The sequence below is a fragment of the Winogradskyella sediminis genome, assembly GCF_003387355.1.
GTDB lineage: Bacteria > Bacteroidota > Bacteroidia > Flavobacteriales > Flavobacteriaceae > Winogradskyella > Winogradskyella sediminis.
In genome coordinates, this window is record NZ_QUNH01000002.1 from 129741 (window position 1) to 145472 (window position 15732).

The window sequence follows — 15732 nt, forward strand, 5'->3', positions numbered from 1 at the left end:
AGATCCTTTTTATATACAAGCCCTAAAGTTAATGATTGTTCTATTAACTTATTATTAGTTATGTTTTTAAAATAATTCTTTACTCAATTCATTATTTATCACGGCACCTGTAAAGTTACCTCCTTGTACTGCGTTGGCCACAGAACGCATAGGTGAGCTATTATCTCCGCAGGCAAAAACACCTTCTACTGTGGTTTTTTGCATAGGGTTGACTTTAATATGTCCATGTTCGGTAAATTCGCAACCTAATGATGCAGCAATGTTACTGTGTAATTCAAATGGAATAGAGGCATAGGCACAATCAAAATCTTCTGAGGTAGCGTCTTTAAAAATGAGAGACTTTAATTGGCCGTTTTGGTGTTGAATTGCCGAGACATCTTTTTCAATAATTCGGATGTTATTTTGCTTTAATATTTTGAGCTGATGCTCATTAAATTGGTCTTTGTTAGCCGTAATAATTGTAACTTTTGAAGTTAAGTTTATGACTAATGCAGCAAGATGAAAAGCATGTTCTCCATTGGCTATAATTGCTGTGTTTTTATTTCTAATTTCGTAACCATGGCAATAAGGGCAATGCACTACAGAAATTCCCCAACATTCATTAAAACCAGTAATTGCAGGCATAAGATCTTTAATTCCTGTGGCTAAAACCAATTTTTTAGCGGTGAAAATCTCTCCGTTACTTGTGGTTATTTCAAATTTTTCTTGAGATCGTTTTGCGCTATTTGCGAAGCCGTTATAAAAATGAATGCTTGGATATTTAGCTACTTGACTTTTGGCGACATCTGCTATGTCCTTTGGAGTCTTGCCATCTTGGGTTAAAAAATTATGCGAATGTGGTGTCTGTTGGTTGCAAGGTTGTCCTGCATCGATGAGTAAAGTTTTACGACGTGAGCGTCCTAATGTTAACGCTGTTGAGAGTCCGGCGTAACTTCCGCCTATAATAATTACTTCAAATTCTGTGTGTGCCATACTATTATTTTTTTGCGCAAATAGTAATAGAGGTTGCGGTAATACGAGTGCTAAACTCGTTGCTCCTAAAAGCTTAAAGCTGTCTCTTCTTGTCATTGCGAATTTTATTAATGCAATAAATTCGCATTAATATTGGGTAAATATACAATCATTTTCAATTATTGCAATTAATTCGCATTAAAAAAATCAACACATCTTTTTAAGAACGATAATTGAAACCGTAATAGACCATTGACAAATAGAATGTTATGAAAAGCATAATGATATAGAACGCACTAAATACGTTTTAGATACCTATTGCTACACATGTTGGTCAATTAGAATGATATTGCCATCTGGGTCAACAAGCGTAATGCTTTCTGGGCCTTCTGAGTTTTTGTCAGCTTCTTTTATTAAGGGTACATCTTGTGCTTTTAATTGTGCTTGAATTTCTCTAACATCATCAAAATTATCTAATTGATTTGCGTTCGCATCCCATCCAGGATTGAATGTAAGGATGTTATTTTCAAACATACCTTGAAACAAACCGATTAACGAATCTTCATTTTTCATAATGAGGTAATTTTGTTCAAGGGTTCCTGCAAATACCTGGAATCCTAATGTTTCGTAAAAGTTTTTTGAAGCTTTAATGTCTTTCACATTAAGACTCACTGAAAATGCACCTAATTTCATATGGTTTTAGTTTAATTAATACGTTAGATCTGTATTGTCATTGTATTCTGAAACCTCACACGTTGGCTTTTTGCTGAGAATATGTTAGTTTCAATACGCGAAGTATAAATACATATCCTATAAATTTAAATATTTGAAAGAAAGCCTACAAGGATTTATTGAAAAGATAAGGACTAGTTATATATTTTTTAGGATGTGCGTTGTATTAATTTTATGACTTTAAACTTTCAATAATCATACAATAATAGCATGTGACATTTTTTTTGTATGATTTTTTTAAATTGGGCTTAACAGTGTTTACTTAGACAGGTGGATCAGTTTAGCGGTTACCTTTACAAGAATGCTGTAAACTAGAAAATTGGGAGGATTTATATCAGTAAGCGAGCACAATTGATTACTTATCGCTATTATTAGCCACTGATATTTTATAGTTTAAATTCTTTTATAGTTTCGTCGGTATCAAAAATATGTGGATAATGTTCTTTTATATTTCTTTCCATAAAATCTAGAGGTACATCTTCAAAATGGCCATAGTCATCTATATATTCCATAAATCGAGTTCCATCGCTATTGTACTGTTGTAAAAAAGAATTGTTTTCGCCGTCAAATTCCAAGGGTTCTACATTTAGTTTTGTACACAATGATTTATTGAATGCTGGCGACATTTTTAACCACTTATCTTTTAGATAGACATTTACCATACCATGTGGTGTCAATTCATTGGAACCAAACTTTTCAGTTAACCTTTCTACAGCGATGTGATTCTTCACTTTACCTAAATGTAATCTTGCCGGAATTTTTAAAGCTCGAAGACAAGCGATTAGGATTATTGATTTTTCTACACAATTGCCTGATTGTTTTTTTGCTATATGGCTAGACTTATATTTTTCTTTTAATAGACTTATGCTATAAGGATCGTATTTCCAATTGTCGCGAACCTTGTTATAAATTCTAATTGTTTTTTCTGTATCTGAAATTATATCAGTATTTAATTCTGAAATCAAATTCTGTACTGATTCTTTCTCAAAGTCAAAATAATAGGTTGATTCTAAATACTTCATTTATAATTTAAGATCAATTTTTAGTTTGCAGCTAATGGTTTTGTGTAGGGGTAGTTGCGTGGTTTAAACACTAATTTAGCAAATAAAAACGGAATAGAAAATCTGCGAAGATTTTCGTAAGTAGACGAGAACAAGCCATTAATTATGCACGGTGTTGTGTGTAGTTTTTAATTAAATTCAAATGAGATATAAAATTATCAAAGTCACAATTGCAAAGACGATTACAATAACTATAAGTTCCTTTTTTCTTTCCGATTTTGCTTTTTTCTGAATGTCACTTTTTACTTTCTCCAATTCAGATTCCGATAGTTTTGGGAAATCAAATTCAGTTTTTGAATCAGAATTTTTATAGCTCGTAGAATATCTGTCTGACCTTGCTTGCCTTTTTTGGTTTCTTTCTATTTTTCTTGCTAAAGTCGCTTTAAATTGCGACAAACTTCCATCAGCCATTTTTTCTTTCCGTTATTAATTCCGTTAATTAATTCAGTTTTATTTGGTCAATTTTTTTCCAATCAGCTTTGTCAAATTCTAAAGTATTGAACTTTTTTAAACTCCGATACATTGGTAAAATCACAGACTCGAAATCTCCAGTCAGTTTATAAATCAGATTTCGATTTTCTGTTTTTCCTCCACTTTTTGAAATATTCAGCTCAATTTCTTTTCCACTTTGTTTTAGTTCAAAGAAATAACATTCAGGTTCCTAACTCCAGCATATTTCCGTATCGATTCCATTTACTGCTAAAATCAGAGATTCGCAAAGTTTGTCAGTCGGATTTTCAGGAATATTTGAAGCATTAAATTCTAATTCAAATTCCGCAGATTTTAATTCAATCGAAAGCCATCCATTTTTCGGATTTCCTAAATTCAGTTCTATTTTTCTTGGTTTTGTCAAATTTTACACAACATTTCCTAAAATTACAAAAACTTCTGTTATCTATATTAATTATGGTATAACAGAGAGTTTTGTTTTTGATTGCTTTATTCTTAAGTGGCAAAGATGTTTTGTTTTAGTCTTCCTCTTTTATTTTTCGTTTTGCTACAAAAATGCCATTTGGTTGAATAAATTTTACTTCGTTAATGTGTTTATCTTCATCTTCTATGAATTCAACTTTAAAGCCTTCTAAAGTTTTGAAATTAAATTTGTGTGTTGCTGTAGGTATTAATGCATATTCTGGCTGTCCTTTAATAAATACATAAAGTACATTGTCTTCTTTGATATAGGCTTTAATTTCTGTACCCATTAAATCAAAGTCACCTACGTATTGTTCTAACGTTTTGGAGTCTACATCAATGGTGTTTGGTGTGCGCTTGAATGCTATAGGATCTACTAAATTTTCTATATCAATACGTGCATAATCTATATCTCCTGCAATATTGGTACTAAAGTGTAGTTTAATAGCGTTTCCAATTTCGGTGGTATCTACTTTTCCGTTTTCAACATCTAACATCTCAAACGTATCATAATGAAAATGATTTAAAAATATTTTTTTATCATTTATGGCGGTAAATAAGGAATCATTTTCTATTTCAATTTCAAAAGTTCCATAACCTTTGTGCTCATATGTCCCTGTATAGTCTATTTGTGTATGGGAGGGTTTGGTGTTTTTTACATTAGACGTTTCCATCTCCTCTTTAGCTTCTTCTTGCATCTTTAGCGCCTTTTGCAGATCTTCCTTGTACTTTTTTGCCCATTCTGTTTTCTTAACTTTTAGCATATGGTCTGCTGCAATATTTCTAATAAGTCGTGGTACTTGTGAGCCATTTTGATTTGCTAAAACCACAATGCCCAAACTATCTGAAGGGTACAGCGCTACACTGGCCGAAAATCCGTTTATGTTACCTCCATGTTCTACCATATAATGGCCTTTGTACGCATGTAAAAACCAACCGTAACCATAATTGGCAAATTGTACATCTGGTAATTCTTTTGACGGAAACCCAGCAGATACAATCATCTGAGAGCTCATGGCTTCTTTTACATAAGTCTCTGGTAAGATCTGGTTTTCTTTATATTTTCCATTGTTAATCCAGGTCATTAACCATTGGCTCATATCATTAACACTACTGTTAATACTTCCGGCAGGAGACATACCAGCAATGTCGTAATAATCCATTTTAGAGATATTTCTATCCTTGTCTAACTCATAACCTATAGCTGCGTTAGCGCTAGATTTCATCTCTGCGATAGTGGTATTAGAGCGGTCCATACCTAATGGTTTAAAGAATTTTGATACGATGTTTTCTTCCCACGTTTGTCCTGTAATGCGTTCGGTAATGACGCCTTGCAATAAAAAACAAAAATTATTGTAATGCCATTGTTCTCGCACTCCTGCAAAAGGTTCGTGATACTTTAACTTCTTAATTAAGCTATCTTTATTGTGGCTTGGAAAAAAATACCAAGATCCATCATGTCTTGGTAAACCAGTACTATGACGCATTAAATCTTTAATAGTAATTCTATTATTCATCTCAGTATTATAAAATTCTAATTCTGGAATATACATTTGAGGACGATCGTCAAAAGACAGTTGATCATCCGCTCTATGCAATCCCAATAAGGCAGATGTAAATGCTTTAGAACTAGATCCAATGGCAAAAAGCGTATTGGCATCAGCCGGAATTTTATTCTCATAGTCTGCATAACCAAACCCTTTAGAGTAAATAATTTTATCGCCTTCTACAATGGCTACGGCAAAACCAGGAGCCTTAGTGCTTTCTAATACAGCATTAAATTGTTTTTCTATGCCTTTAAGGCGTTTGTCGGTTTGCGAAAACACTAGGGTAGAAATGAGCGTTAGCGCAATAATACAGATGCGATTTTTCATGTGGTGGTTGGTTTTAAAATGTTTTTATAACAGATTAGTATAGAAATGTAGCTGTAAGTTACTGATTTTTATGGCTTATTTTGAAAAGTATACAATTCGTCATCAAAAATTTACATTTCAGTGACTTCCGTTTTTAAAACCCAAGCATGTACAGGATATTTGTATCAAACAAAACCGAAAACCATGAATATTTTACTAAAACTTATAGTTATTACTGTTATTAATGTATTGAGTTTTCAATTAGAATCGCAAGAAACACATGCTATTACTGTGAGTGTAGAGGGTGTGTCTAGCAACAAAGGTCAGATGTTTATAGCGCTTTATAATGCTGAGACCAGATTTTTAGAATCTTCATATAAAGGAACGGCAAGCGCTATAGAAAATAATAAGTGCGTTGTTACTTTTAATGATATTCCAAAGGGAGTGTATGCTGTTTCAATTTTTCACGATGAAAATAGTAACGGAAAATTAGATACTAACTTTTTGGGTATTCCGAAGGAAGATTATGGATGCTCTAATAACGCAAAAGGATTTATGGGACCACCAGAATGGTCGGACGCTAAATTTGAATTAAAGGCTAATAAGACGATAAACATTTCACTCTAAGGTAACGATACAGACATCATACTAAATTTTTTAAACAATTAGATATAAATATATTAATCATGAAAAAACAAATTATCATTATAGTAGTACTGCTTGTGACAGGATTAACCCAAGCACAATCAAATTTTGAAAAAGGCATGTCTAAAGCTTTTGAGTTGTGGCAGGCAGATAAAACAGATGAAGCCGAAAATATGTTTGAACGCATTGCCAAAGCAGAACCGAAAGAATGGTTGCCAAATTATTATATAGCACAAATAAATAGCTTAAAAAGCTGGACAGAAAAAGACGCCACGGTTTTAAAAGCACAATTAGATAAAGCTCAACAACATTTAGATGAAGCCATGCTGAAAAGTGAAAACAATGCTGAGATATTAGTAATGCAAGCTCAAGTTTTAACTAATTGGGTAGCGTTTGACGGCATGACGTACGGCATGAAATATGGTGCTAAAATACCAGAGTTATATAATAAAGCCTTGGCAATTGATGCTACCAATCCAAGAGCCGCATTAGGTAAAGCAGAATGGGCAATGGGTAGTGCCAAATATTTTGGAAAAGATACAGCTCCTTATTGCAAGGAAGTAGAAGCTTCCATAGAACTTTTTAATACCTTTAAACCAGAGAGCCGTTTACACCCAAATTGGGGCAAGGAACGCGCTGTTGCAGTAGCTAAAAATTGTAAAGCCTAATCAGTTAATTATGAAGTCGTTAAAAAAAATAATTCTAACATTCGCCATAGGGTGTGCGGTATTTGTGCTTGGTAACCTTTTCTCAGATGGGTTTAACTTTGATTCATTTAATGACTTTATCATTCAGTTTGGATTTTATCAATTGTACGCCTTTGTTTTAGGTTATTCTAATATGGCGTTTTTCGATTATATGGAAAGACGTTCGTGGAAAAAAGGAGATATCGCTAAACGAATAGTTTTAGGTATTGTAGGTAGTACTTGTATCACTTTAGTTGGTCTCTTTTTTCTACGTGCAGCAACATCAGTTTTTTATTACGGAAGAGACTTCGATGTGTTTATGCAACGTGAAACTTGGAAAGCGTATTCCTTTGGTTTATGGATAACCTTAAGTATTGTAAGCGTTTTTCATATTATCTATTTCTATAACCGTTACCAAAAAAATAAGATAAAAGAGCAAAAAGTAATAGCAGGTACGGCAAGTGCTAAATTCGATGCTTTAAAAAATCAATTAGACCCACATTTCTTATTTAATAGTTTAAATGTATTAACCAGTTTAATTGAAGAAAATCCGGAAAATGCCCAAAAATTCACAACGTCATTATCAAAAGTGTACCGTTATGTATTAGAGCAAAAAAATAAGGAATTAGTAACCGTAGATGAAGAATTAAAATTTGCCAGAACTTATATGTCCTTATTAAAAATGCGTTTTGAGGACAGTATTATTTTCGAAATTCCGGATCAAGCATCCAATCCAGAAAGTAAAGTAGTGCCTTTATCATTGCAACTACTTTTAGAAAATGCAGTAAAACATAATATGGTAACTTCGAGTAAACCGTTGCATGTTAAAATATATGAAGATGGTAACCATTTGGTGGTTATGAATAATCTTCAACCCAAGCAAATTGTAAAGAAAAGTAGTGGCGTGGGTTTAGAGAACATAAAACAACGTTATCAGCTACTTTCAAATAAAAAAGTGATCATCAATCAACGAGAAAAGGATTTTGCAGTCGCTATCCCAATGCTCACAAAACAAGTTTCAATTATGACATCTGTTCAAAAATCACAAAGTCGACTCAATGAAGACTACGTAAGAGCTCGTAAACGTGTAGAAGAATTAAAAGCGTTTTACTACAGTTTAATTGCCTATGTATTTGTAATTCCTTTTTTAGTGTATATCTGGTACACGTATTCATATATGACCATTCAATGGTTCTGGTTTCCAGCGTTTGGTTGGGGATTGAGCTTAGCATTTCAGGCATATCGTGTTTTTGTAGATGATGGTGCTTTAGGTGCCAAATGGGAAAAACGAAAAATTGAAGAATATATGCGTAAAGAGGACGAAACAAGACGTTGGAAATAAATTTAATAACAATGGATTCAAATAAATTTAAGCTTAGAAAAGCTAAAAATAAAGTTGAAAAACTAAAACGTTTTTACACACATCTTACTGTTTACGTGGTTATTAATACCGTTATCACCGCTGTAAAAGTGATGAGTGGTATGAATAATGGTGAAACGTTTAAAGATGCATTTTTCGATTTTTCAACACTGATGTCATGGATGGTTTGGGGAATGGTACTGCTGATTCATGCATTTGCCGTATTTGGACTTCCACGTATTATTGGAGACGATTGGGAAGAACGAAAAATACAACAGTTTATGGACGAAGAATTACAACAAGATAAAAAGTATAAGTAATGGAAAAGTATAATATAGAACCGTATAATGATGGTGAGGACGCTAGAGATTTTAGAAATGAAGAAGCGTATTTAAGAGCGAAGAAAAAAGTAGATGCTATTGTTGGATTTTATTGGCATTTAGCATCATATGTCGTAGTGAATTTATTTTTAATTATTCTCATCGGAATGAATTCAAATTCTGGGTTTTCAGGGTTTGGTCCATACGCTACAGCATTTTTTTGGGGCATCGGATTAGTATTTCACTTTTTAGGGGTTTTTGGAACCAATTTCCTGTTTGGAAAGAACTGGGAAAAGCGAAAAATTGCAGAATTTATGGAAAAAGAAAAAGAGAATTGGGAGTAATTTAAAACTCTTCAATGAGTACAACCCAAAACGAGAAATGTTGTAAATCGTTATTATAAAAACCATGAGTGACAAGGAAAAAGAGCAATTAAAAAAGGCTATAAATAAAGTAAGAAAGGTTAAAGTTTTTTACCTACACTTAGCTGGTTATATCGTTGGTATAGGCTTACTGCTATACAATTTATATATTGTAGCCGGACCTTATAAAAACAATATTATCAGTTTAAATTTAAGCATTATAGTGGCTTGGTCTGTTTTTATTGTTATACACGGTTTAAACGTATTTAAAGGTAAACGCCTATTTAATAAACGTTGGGAGGATAAAAAAATCAAAAAATTCTTAGATAAAAAAGATGAATCTACCACATTTTGGGAATAGTGAATATTATAAATTGAAACATTAAAAAAGATAAATAATTAAAAAATGAATGTAATCATAATAGAAGACGAAAAACCATCAGCAAGACGATTACAACGTATGCTTAAAGCTTTAGATCTAAATGCTGAAACCATGCTTCATTCTGTAGAAGAATCCATTGCATGGTTTCAGAATAATGCTCATCCCGATTTAATTTTTTTAGATATTCAGCTCAGTGATGGTTTATCTTTTGAGATTTTTGAAGCTATAGATATCAAATCAGCTGTTATATTTACCACTGCTTATGATGAATATGCGCTACAAGCTTTTAAACTCAATAGTATCGATTATTTGTTGAAACCCATTGATGATGAAGACCTAGAAACTGCTGTTAAAAAATATAAAGGTCGTGCACCACAGCAGAAAGCCGTGACTTTAGACTTTAATGATATTAAAAACCTATTGATCAACCCGATTGAGCGCGAATACAAAAAACGATTTTCGGTAAAAGTGGGTCAGCACTTAAAATTGATTAATATTGAAGATATAGAATGTATATACAGCGAAAATAAAGGCACTTACGCTTTTACAACTGAAGGTAGAAATTATCTTTTAGATGCAACATTAGATGAATTAGAGTCAGATTTAGAACCGAATGTATTCTTTAGGGTCAGTCGAAAATTCTACATAAATGTAAATGCCATAAAGGATATGGTGAGTTATACCAATTCCCGACTTCAAATAAAGTTAAACCATTTTAATGAACACAATATTATTGTGGCTAGAGAACGCGTAAAGGATTTTAAACATTGGTTAGAGTAATCGAGTTCCTGTTTAGATTATAGTTTTATTTAGCTACTTAGGCGTCCTCATCAATTCTGTTATCGTCAAAAGCAGAAGGTAATAACCTTGGAATGAATTTAATGAATAGCGGTAACAATAGCATGCCACCAGGCAACATAAATATGGCTAAACTCGGAATAGATTTAAATATGTCTAAAAGTTGCATCTGAATTTTTTTCTGTTCTTCGTCGGTAAGATTTCGCTGTGTCGATTGCGTTAATAAGTATAGCGCTTCTTTACTTTCAGACAATTCCTTAATTAAACGCTTACTATTTCTGGTAATCAGTTTATATACAATTTTGCTACTATTGGTATAAAAACTTTGTGCGAGGTTTTTAGAACTAAGGAAAGCAACTTTCTCTTTGTGTTCGTCGTAAAATAAATTGATATCATTTACAGACCTTACAATGACTGCGCGATCTATGTTTAAATCTGTTTTTAACTGATTTAAGAAATCCCGTTCTTCATTATCTATAATCTTGTCCGTCCATGAGGCCATACAAACAAGGTCTATAATGTATAGTTTTTCTAGCGGTTCTTTTATAATTGTAATGGCATCGTTATAGGTTACGAGTTTCGCGTTTTTATGACGAATAGAATCCTCAAACAATTTTACTAAATTTTTGTCGTATGCTGATTTTTCGGTTTTGTTTTCAATAACTGAGAAAACAATTGTTTCTAATGCCGATTCTAGGTTTTTTACATAGTTTTTAATCTGTTTTTCATCTTGTAGAAAACGTTGATATCCTAATACATCAACAAATAAGAGCGCATTAATTAAAAAGTAATTGAAACTTTTTGTAATAAAATTATCATCAATATGAATGCGCTTATGTATAATTTTTTCTAACAAACTGTCTGCCGATTTATCGCTAAATAAATCTTCAAAAAACGACCTTTTTTGGTCTCCAATAGACTTGTAATATTTAATAAGACTCTCGGTAAAAGGTGCCTTAGGGTTTTCCTTATTATAAATGAAGTAGAAAGTGAGAAGCAGGTTAATTTTACAGCGTTCTTCTTCACTTAATTCAAAGGGTTTTACAATATCTAATACCACTTTAATATTACTACCATAAATAAAACCAGCGTGTTTTAGGTTATTATAAAACACGGTAGTTTCTGTGTTAGAATACATGGTCTCAGAAACCTCTTTGAGCAATTTTTTTATCCAGCCGCTAGCTGATGGGTTCATACGGTATCATTTGAAAAGGTCAAAGTTAATTTTTTTGACGATAAATCATCAATTTATTTCATTAACAAATTTTTAACAAAGGCACTTTGTTTAGTGGTTAATGGAAATCAGATTTTTTAGAAAGGGAATCGTCATATCAATATTTTATTTAGCTAATCATTATATGGCGTATGGATAGAAGGTAAGCAAAGAATTGATAAGACTGTTAGATGATTTTTTTCACTTTCTTATTGTATAAATTGTTTTTCAGCGGTCTCGTATAAGAATTATAGTGTGTTAACGCGAGTGGATTTTCCGGATAAAAATCAAATGTAGTAAACTTACAACTACCATTGGTTAAGCGCCAATTCAGCAACTATTTTCATGCATTGTTGGCTGTAATTTTTTTTCAATCCCATATTTTTGGTCTATCAATTTTCATTGCTCTTAGATATGACAAAAATTGTCCTGCGTGAACTGATTCGTGATATCCAATCCGCAATAAATATTTTCCAAGTATTTTCTTTTCTCCGTTCCCTGGATGAATAATTTCGGTTTCGTTTAATTCCGAATCCGAAAATCGCCTTACACTTTCTATAAATGTTTTTCTATAAGGTTTGGCAAATTCAATTTCATCAGTAACGCTAATGAATAGTCGGTTTTTCCAAGGGGTTTTATAATTTGTGATATCTCCTTTATTAATAATAAGGTTCCATCCATAATCAGCCTCCAAAACGTGTCTTATCATTTCTGACGCACTCATAGCTTTTTCGTCAGGTTTCCAATTATAATAGTTCTCAGGTAGTCCATTCCAAAGTTTTATACTTCTTCTCCTTATTTCAGTAAAATTTAAAATTATAAATTCAGATTGGGTCATCTTCTTTGTTTTCGGGAATGATGTTTTACAACGTGTTTGTGTATGGTTAGTTGCGTGTTTAAGCAACTAATTTAGTAAACAAAAACGAACGCAAGAAAATTCCGAAGGAATTTTCCAAGTAATCACTTGCCTTAGCAATTGACTATACACGTTGTTGTACCACGTATTTTTTAGTTCTTATTTTTCTTCCTTAATTCAGCCATTTTTTCCAGATAGGCTTTTTCTTTTTCCATAAATTCTTTCATTCCGTTTGGTTCAAGAAATATTATCTTTTTCAAAAGTTCCGAACTTCCACGAGTTTCAATCCGTTTATAAGTCCGATAATCAGTTATATCCTTTGGAATATCAAATTGAGATAAATTCACAAATCCAGACATAGTATTTGAATAATATACTTTATCGTCATTTAGAAGTTTAAATCTTATTTGAGTTTCAAAATTCCCATTATAAACTTTGGATTCCGTTTTCAAAATTCCGTTTGGTTCGAGTTTGTCAGATAGGTAGCTATTTCCACACCAAGAGTATTTCCAATATTCAATTGGTTTCCATTCGCCATTTTGGTTTTTTGCTTCTTGAATTAAAAATAAATGCCAATCTTGACTTGATATTTTTATAGAGTCAGTTGTTTTGTTGAAAACATAAATAGAGTACAAGCTGTCGTTATTTTTTTCTAAAACCAGATTGATTTCATTTTCGGTTTTGCTTTGTCCTTTAATTTTTTCATTGAATTCAGAAGTTGAAACAAAATCTCTGTCAATTCGGTTTTTGTTAGTCTCCATTTCAGACGTTTGAGCATTTAATTCAAAAGTCAGAAGTAGAATAAAAACTCCAATTATGTATGTCAGATTTCGGTTTCTCATATGTGGTACAACTCGTTATATAAATCAAAACACAATTCTTATCCCTTTCTATTTTCCAGAAATCGCTACTGTTAGTGTTTTGTTAGGTTTTAAAATTACCTAAAAATAATTAGTCCACATATACGTAAAGTCACGTATTTTTTCTTAATTCTCAATACATCTAATGCGTAATGCAAAGCCATTAATTAAATAATATTGTTAAGGCTTAAAAATAACACTGTTTTAACATATAGGTCATTTTAAACCATGCTTAAATTTCTGTACATTTAGCGCCATATTCAAAACAATCAAACATGAAGAAATTATCCCTTACAATTATTGCATTTATCCTTTCATTTTCGTCGGTAATGGCGGATGAAGGTATGTGGTTTCTAATGCATATAGAGCGACTCAATCATCGCGATATGCAAAAAATGGGTTTACAATTAACTCCAGAAGAAATTTACAGTATTAATAATCAAAGTTTAAAAGATGCCATTGTGCAATTCAATGGTGGTTGTACCGCTAGTATTGTTTCAGATAGTGGTTTAGTATTAACAAACCACCATTGTGGTTATAATGCCATAGCAGAATTATCTACGGCAGAACAAAACCATTTAAAAAACGGATTTTGGGCGGGTTCATTGGCAGAAGAAATGAAACCAGAAAGTCTATATGTTCGCTTTTTTGTGAGAATGGACGACGTGTCTAAACGTATGCTCGCACAAGTTAATGACAGCATGAGCGAAAAAGAACGTGAAGCGGCATTAAACAAAGAGATAGCTAAAATAGAACAAGAAAATAGCGAAGGTGGTAAATACACGGTCTCTGTGCGTTCTTTTTACCAAGGTAATGAGTTTTACTACTTTGTGTACGAAGATTATAAAGATGTACGTTTAGTAGGTACACCTCCAGAAAATGTAGGTAAGTTTGGTGGAGACACTGATAACTGGGAATGGCCAAGACATACTGGTGATTTTTCATTATTTAGAGTGTATGCTGATGCTGAAGGACAACCAGCAGATTATTCTACAGACAACGTACCGTTAAAAGCAAAATACCATTTACCGGTTAATATCAATGGTGTAGAGGAGGATGATTTTGCCATGATTTTAGGGTATCCTGGTCGTACCAACCGTTGGATGCCTGCACAAGGTGTAGAGCAAAACGTAAAATACGCTTATCCTGCTTGGGTTGAGGGTTCTAAACTAAGCATGGATGTAATGAAAAAATATATGGATGCAGACGAGTCTGTAAATCTTATGTATGCCTCGGGTTATGCTGGTATTGCCAACTATTGGAAAAATAGAGCTGGTATGATTGAAGCTTTAACAGAGCACAAAACCGTAGAAAAGAAAACTAAAACGGAAACGAAATTTAATAAATGGGCAAATAAAAAAGCTAACAAAGCCATGTACGGTGATGTTATTAAAAATATTAATAACTATTATAACTTAACTAACGAAAAGGCGAAGCAAACCAATTACTTGCTCAATATATTACGTGCTAGTAAATTTGCGGTGTTACCGTACAGATTAGGATCTGCATTTCAGCAATATGTTGGAGCTAACGACGCCGAACGTAAAAATTTATTACCACGATTAGAGGCTTATATTGAAGATACGTATACAAATTATCATTTGCCATTAGAAAAAGAAATCTTAGCAAAACAGTTAGGATTGTTGGCATCTAAATCTAATTATTCACTTCCAGAGTTGGTTGCTGAAATTGGAGCGAAAAACAATAATGACTTTACAGCATATACTAATGCTATTTTCGATTTAAGTTTATTTGCTTCAAAAGAAGGAGCGTTAGCGTTTTTACATTATCCAGACGCTGCTATTTTAGAAAATGATCCTATGTACAAATTATCTAATCAATTGTTAGATAAATATAGAGAACAGCCAGAGGAATTAGAACAACCTACAAATGATTACGAAGCGTCGTTTAGATTATTAGTAAAAGGGTTGCGCGAATCTGGATTAAGTGATATTCAGTATCCTGATGCTAACTCTACTTTAAGATTATCTTACGGAAAAGTGAGAGCTTTACCAGCAGATAAAAGAAATGATGCTAAAGAAAACAATTATACCACATTAAAAGGTATGATTAAAAAGTACAAACCAAATGATGACGAGTTTGATTTAGATCAAAGTATGTTGGATATCTACGAAAAGAAAGATTATGGTCGTTATGCTAATGAGCGTGGAGAATTGCCAGTAAATTTCTTAACCGATAATGACATTACAGGTGGAAACTCTGGTTCTCCAGTAATTAATGGTAAAGGGGAATTAATTGGTTTGGCCTTTGATGGAAATATTGAAGCGATGGCAGGTGATGTTATTTTCGATAAAAAATTACAACGTACCATTAATGTTGATATTAGATACGTTCTTTGGCTTATTGATAAATACTCTAATGCCAAGCATATTGTAGACGAATTAACGATTATTTCTAAATAGCAAATAGTTATCTTGTAACATGCTAAAAAGCGACCTAATTATTAGGTCGCTTTTTTTTAATTTAATTTTTTTCAGTTAGAAAAACTGAATAGTTAGCTTTTTTTCAGAATGGGTTATAATTAATATCACCGTTGTTGTAAACGTCTTAAGGTAGTTGTAGTTTTTATTTAATTACAATCAATTCTTATATATTGAATATGATTTAGACTTAACTCAATTAAATGACGTGTATCTATTTTATCAACGCTTTTCCTCGTATAAGTTTTCCTCTATGACCAATTCCTAAAAAGGTTTTGTATATATGACTTTGTTATTAAT

General features: G+C 32.5%; 17 protein-coding genes. 8 read left to right on the top strand and 9 right to left on the bottom strand.

Annotated features, from left to right (window positions below):
- Positions 1 to 66: 66 nt before the first annotated feature.
- The 6 genes from C8N41_RS07880 to C8N41_RS07905 all read right to left on the bottom strand — a co-directional run bounded on the left by C8N41_RS07880 (position 67) and on the right by C8N41_RS07905 (position 5530).
- A complete protein-coding gene (locus tag C8N41_RS07880) occupies positions 67 to 972 on the bottom strand; it encodes an NAD(P)/FAD-dependent oxidoreductase (RefSeq protein WP_211318201.1) in 906 nt (301 codons plus the stop codon).
- 300 nt (positions 973 to 1272) lie between these two features.
- On the bottom strand, positions 1273 to 1644 hold the full coding sequence (locus C8N41_RS07885; RefSeq protein ID WP_092444091.1) for a VOC family protein: 372 nt from the start codon (positions 1642 to 1644) through the stop codon (positions 1273 to 1275).
- Between the two features lie 425 nt (positions 1645 to 2069).
- The gene (locus C8N41_RS07890) at positions 2070 to 2705 is read right to left on the bottom strand and encodes a transglutaminase-like domain-containing protein (protein WP_115838883.1); all 636 of its coding nucleotides are present in this window, start codon (positions 2703 to 2705) and stop codon (positions 2070 to 2072) included.
- A gap of 177 nt (positions 2706 to 2882) precedes the next feature.
- Positions 2883 to 3155 carry a hypothetical protein gene (locus C8N41_RS07895; RefSeq protein WP_115838884.1) on the bottom strand — a complete coding sequence of 91 codons (273 nt, stop codon included), beginning with the start codon at positions 3153 to 3155 and terminating at the stop codon, positions 2883 to 2885.
- Positions 3156 to 3405: 250 nt separating this feature from the next.
- Complete coding sequence (locus C8N41_RS07900; RefSeq protein WP_115838885.1) at positions 3406 to 3597, bottom strand: hypothetical protein; 192 nt, start codon at positions 3595 to 3597, stop codon at positions 3406 to 3408.
- Between the two features lie 115 nt (positions 3598 to 3712).
- The gene (locus tag C8N41_RS07905; protein WP_115838886.1) at positions 3713 to 5530 is read right to left on the bottom strand and encodes a serine hydrolase; all 1818 of its coding nucleotides are present in this window, start codon (positions 5528 to 5530) and stop codon (positions 3713 to 3715) included.
- Positions 5531 to 5713: 183 nt separating this feature from the next.
- On the opposite strand from C8N41_RS07905, the gene C8N41_RS07910 reads away from it, so the two are divergent.
- The 7 genes from C8N41_RS07910 (at position 5714) to C8N41_RS07940 (ending at position 10044) form a co-directional block, all read left to right on the top strand.
- A complete protein-coding gene (locus C8N41_RS07910; protein ID WP_092444083.1) occupies positions 5714 to 6136 on the top strand; it encodes a DUF2141 domain-containing protein in 423 nt (140 codons plus the stop codon).
- Positions 6137 to 6195: 59 nt separating this feature from the next.
- On the top strand, positions 6196 to 6822 hold the full coding sequence (locus C8N41_RS07915; protein WP_092444081.1) for a tetratricopeptide repeat protein: 627 nt from the start codon (positions 6196 to 6198) through the stop codon (positions 6820 to 6822).
- Between the two features lie 7 nt (positions 6823 to 6829).
- Positions 6830 to 8182, top strand: a complete 1353-nt coding sequence (locus tag C8N41_RS07920; protein WP_115838887.1) for a histidine kinase — start codon at positions 6830 to 6832, stop codon at positions 8180 to 8182.
- 11 nt (positions 8183 to 8193) lie between these two features.
- Positions 8194 to 8520 (top strand): 2TM domain-containing protein, encoded by a 327-nt coding sequence (locus tag C8N41_RS07925; protein ID WP_115838888.1) that lies wholly within the window; start codon positions 8194 to 8196, stop codon positions 8518 to 8520.
- Positions 8520 to 8864: a 2TM domain-containing protein gene (locus C8N41_RS07930; protein WP_092444075.1), complete on the top strand. Its 345-nt coding sequence runs from the start codon at positions 8520 to 8522 to the stop codon at positions 8862 to 8864. The genes C8N41_RS07925 and C8N41_RS07930 overlap by 1 nt, the downstream gene beginning before the upstream one ends.
- Positions 8865 to 8928: 64 nt before the next feature.
- A complete protein-coding gene (locus C8N41_RS07935; protein ID WP_115838889.1) occupies positions 8929 to 9243 on the top strand; it encodes a 2TM domain-containing protein in 315 nt (104 codons plus the stop codon).
- Positions 9244 to 9288: 45 nt separating this feature from the next.
- A complete protein-coding gene (locus tag C8N41_RS07940; protein WP_092444071.1) occupies positions 9289 to 10044 on the top strand; it encodes a LytR/AlgR family response regulator transcription factor in 756 nt (251 codons plus the stop codon).
- Positions 10045 to 10081: 37 nt separating this feature from the next.
- Here C8N41_RS07940 and C8N41_RS07945 read toward each other — a convergent pair whose 3' ends face one another.
- The 3 genes from C8N41_RS07945 to C8N41_RS07955 all read right to left on the bottom strand — a co-directional run bounded on the left by C8N41_RS07945 (position 10082) and on the right by C8N41_RS07955 (position 12892).
- Positions 10082 to 11257 (bottom strand): LETM1-related biofilm-associated protein, encoded by a 1176-nt coding sequence (locus C8N41_RS07945; protein ID WP_115838890.1) that lies wholly within the window; start codon positions 11255 to 11257, stop codon positions 10082 to 10084.
- A 388-nt stretch (positions 11258 to 11645) separates the two neighbouring features.
- Positions 11646 to 12113: a DinB family protein gene (locus C8N41_RS07950; RefSeq protein ID WP_092444067.1), complete on the bottom strand. Its 468-nt coding sequence runs from the start codon at positions 12111 to 12113 to the stop codon at positions 11646 to 11648.
- 170 nt (positions 12114 to 12283) lie between these two features.
- A complete protein-coding gene (locus C8N41_RS07955; protein ID WP_147298941.1) occupies positions 12284 to 12892 on the bottom strand; it encodes a hypothetical protein in 609 nt (202 codons plus the stop codon).
- A gap of 374 nt (positions 12893 to 13266) precedes the next feature.
- Between C8N41_RS07955 and C8N41_RS07960 the strand changes: the two genes are divergently transcribed.
- Positions 13267 to 15414: a S46 family peptidase gene (locus C8N41_RS07960; protein ID WP_115838892.1), complete on the top strand. Its 2148-nt coding sequence runs from the start codon at positions 13267 to 13269 to the stop codon at positions 15412 to 15414.
- The last annotated feature ends 318 nt before the right edge of the window (positions 15415 to 15732 follow it).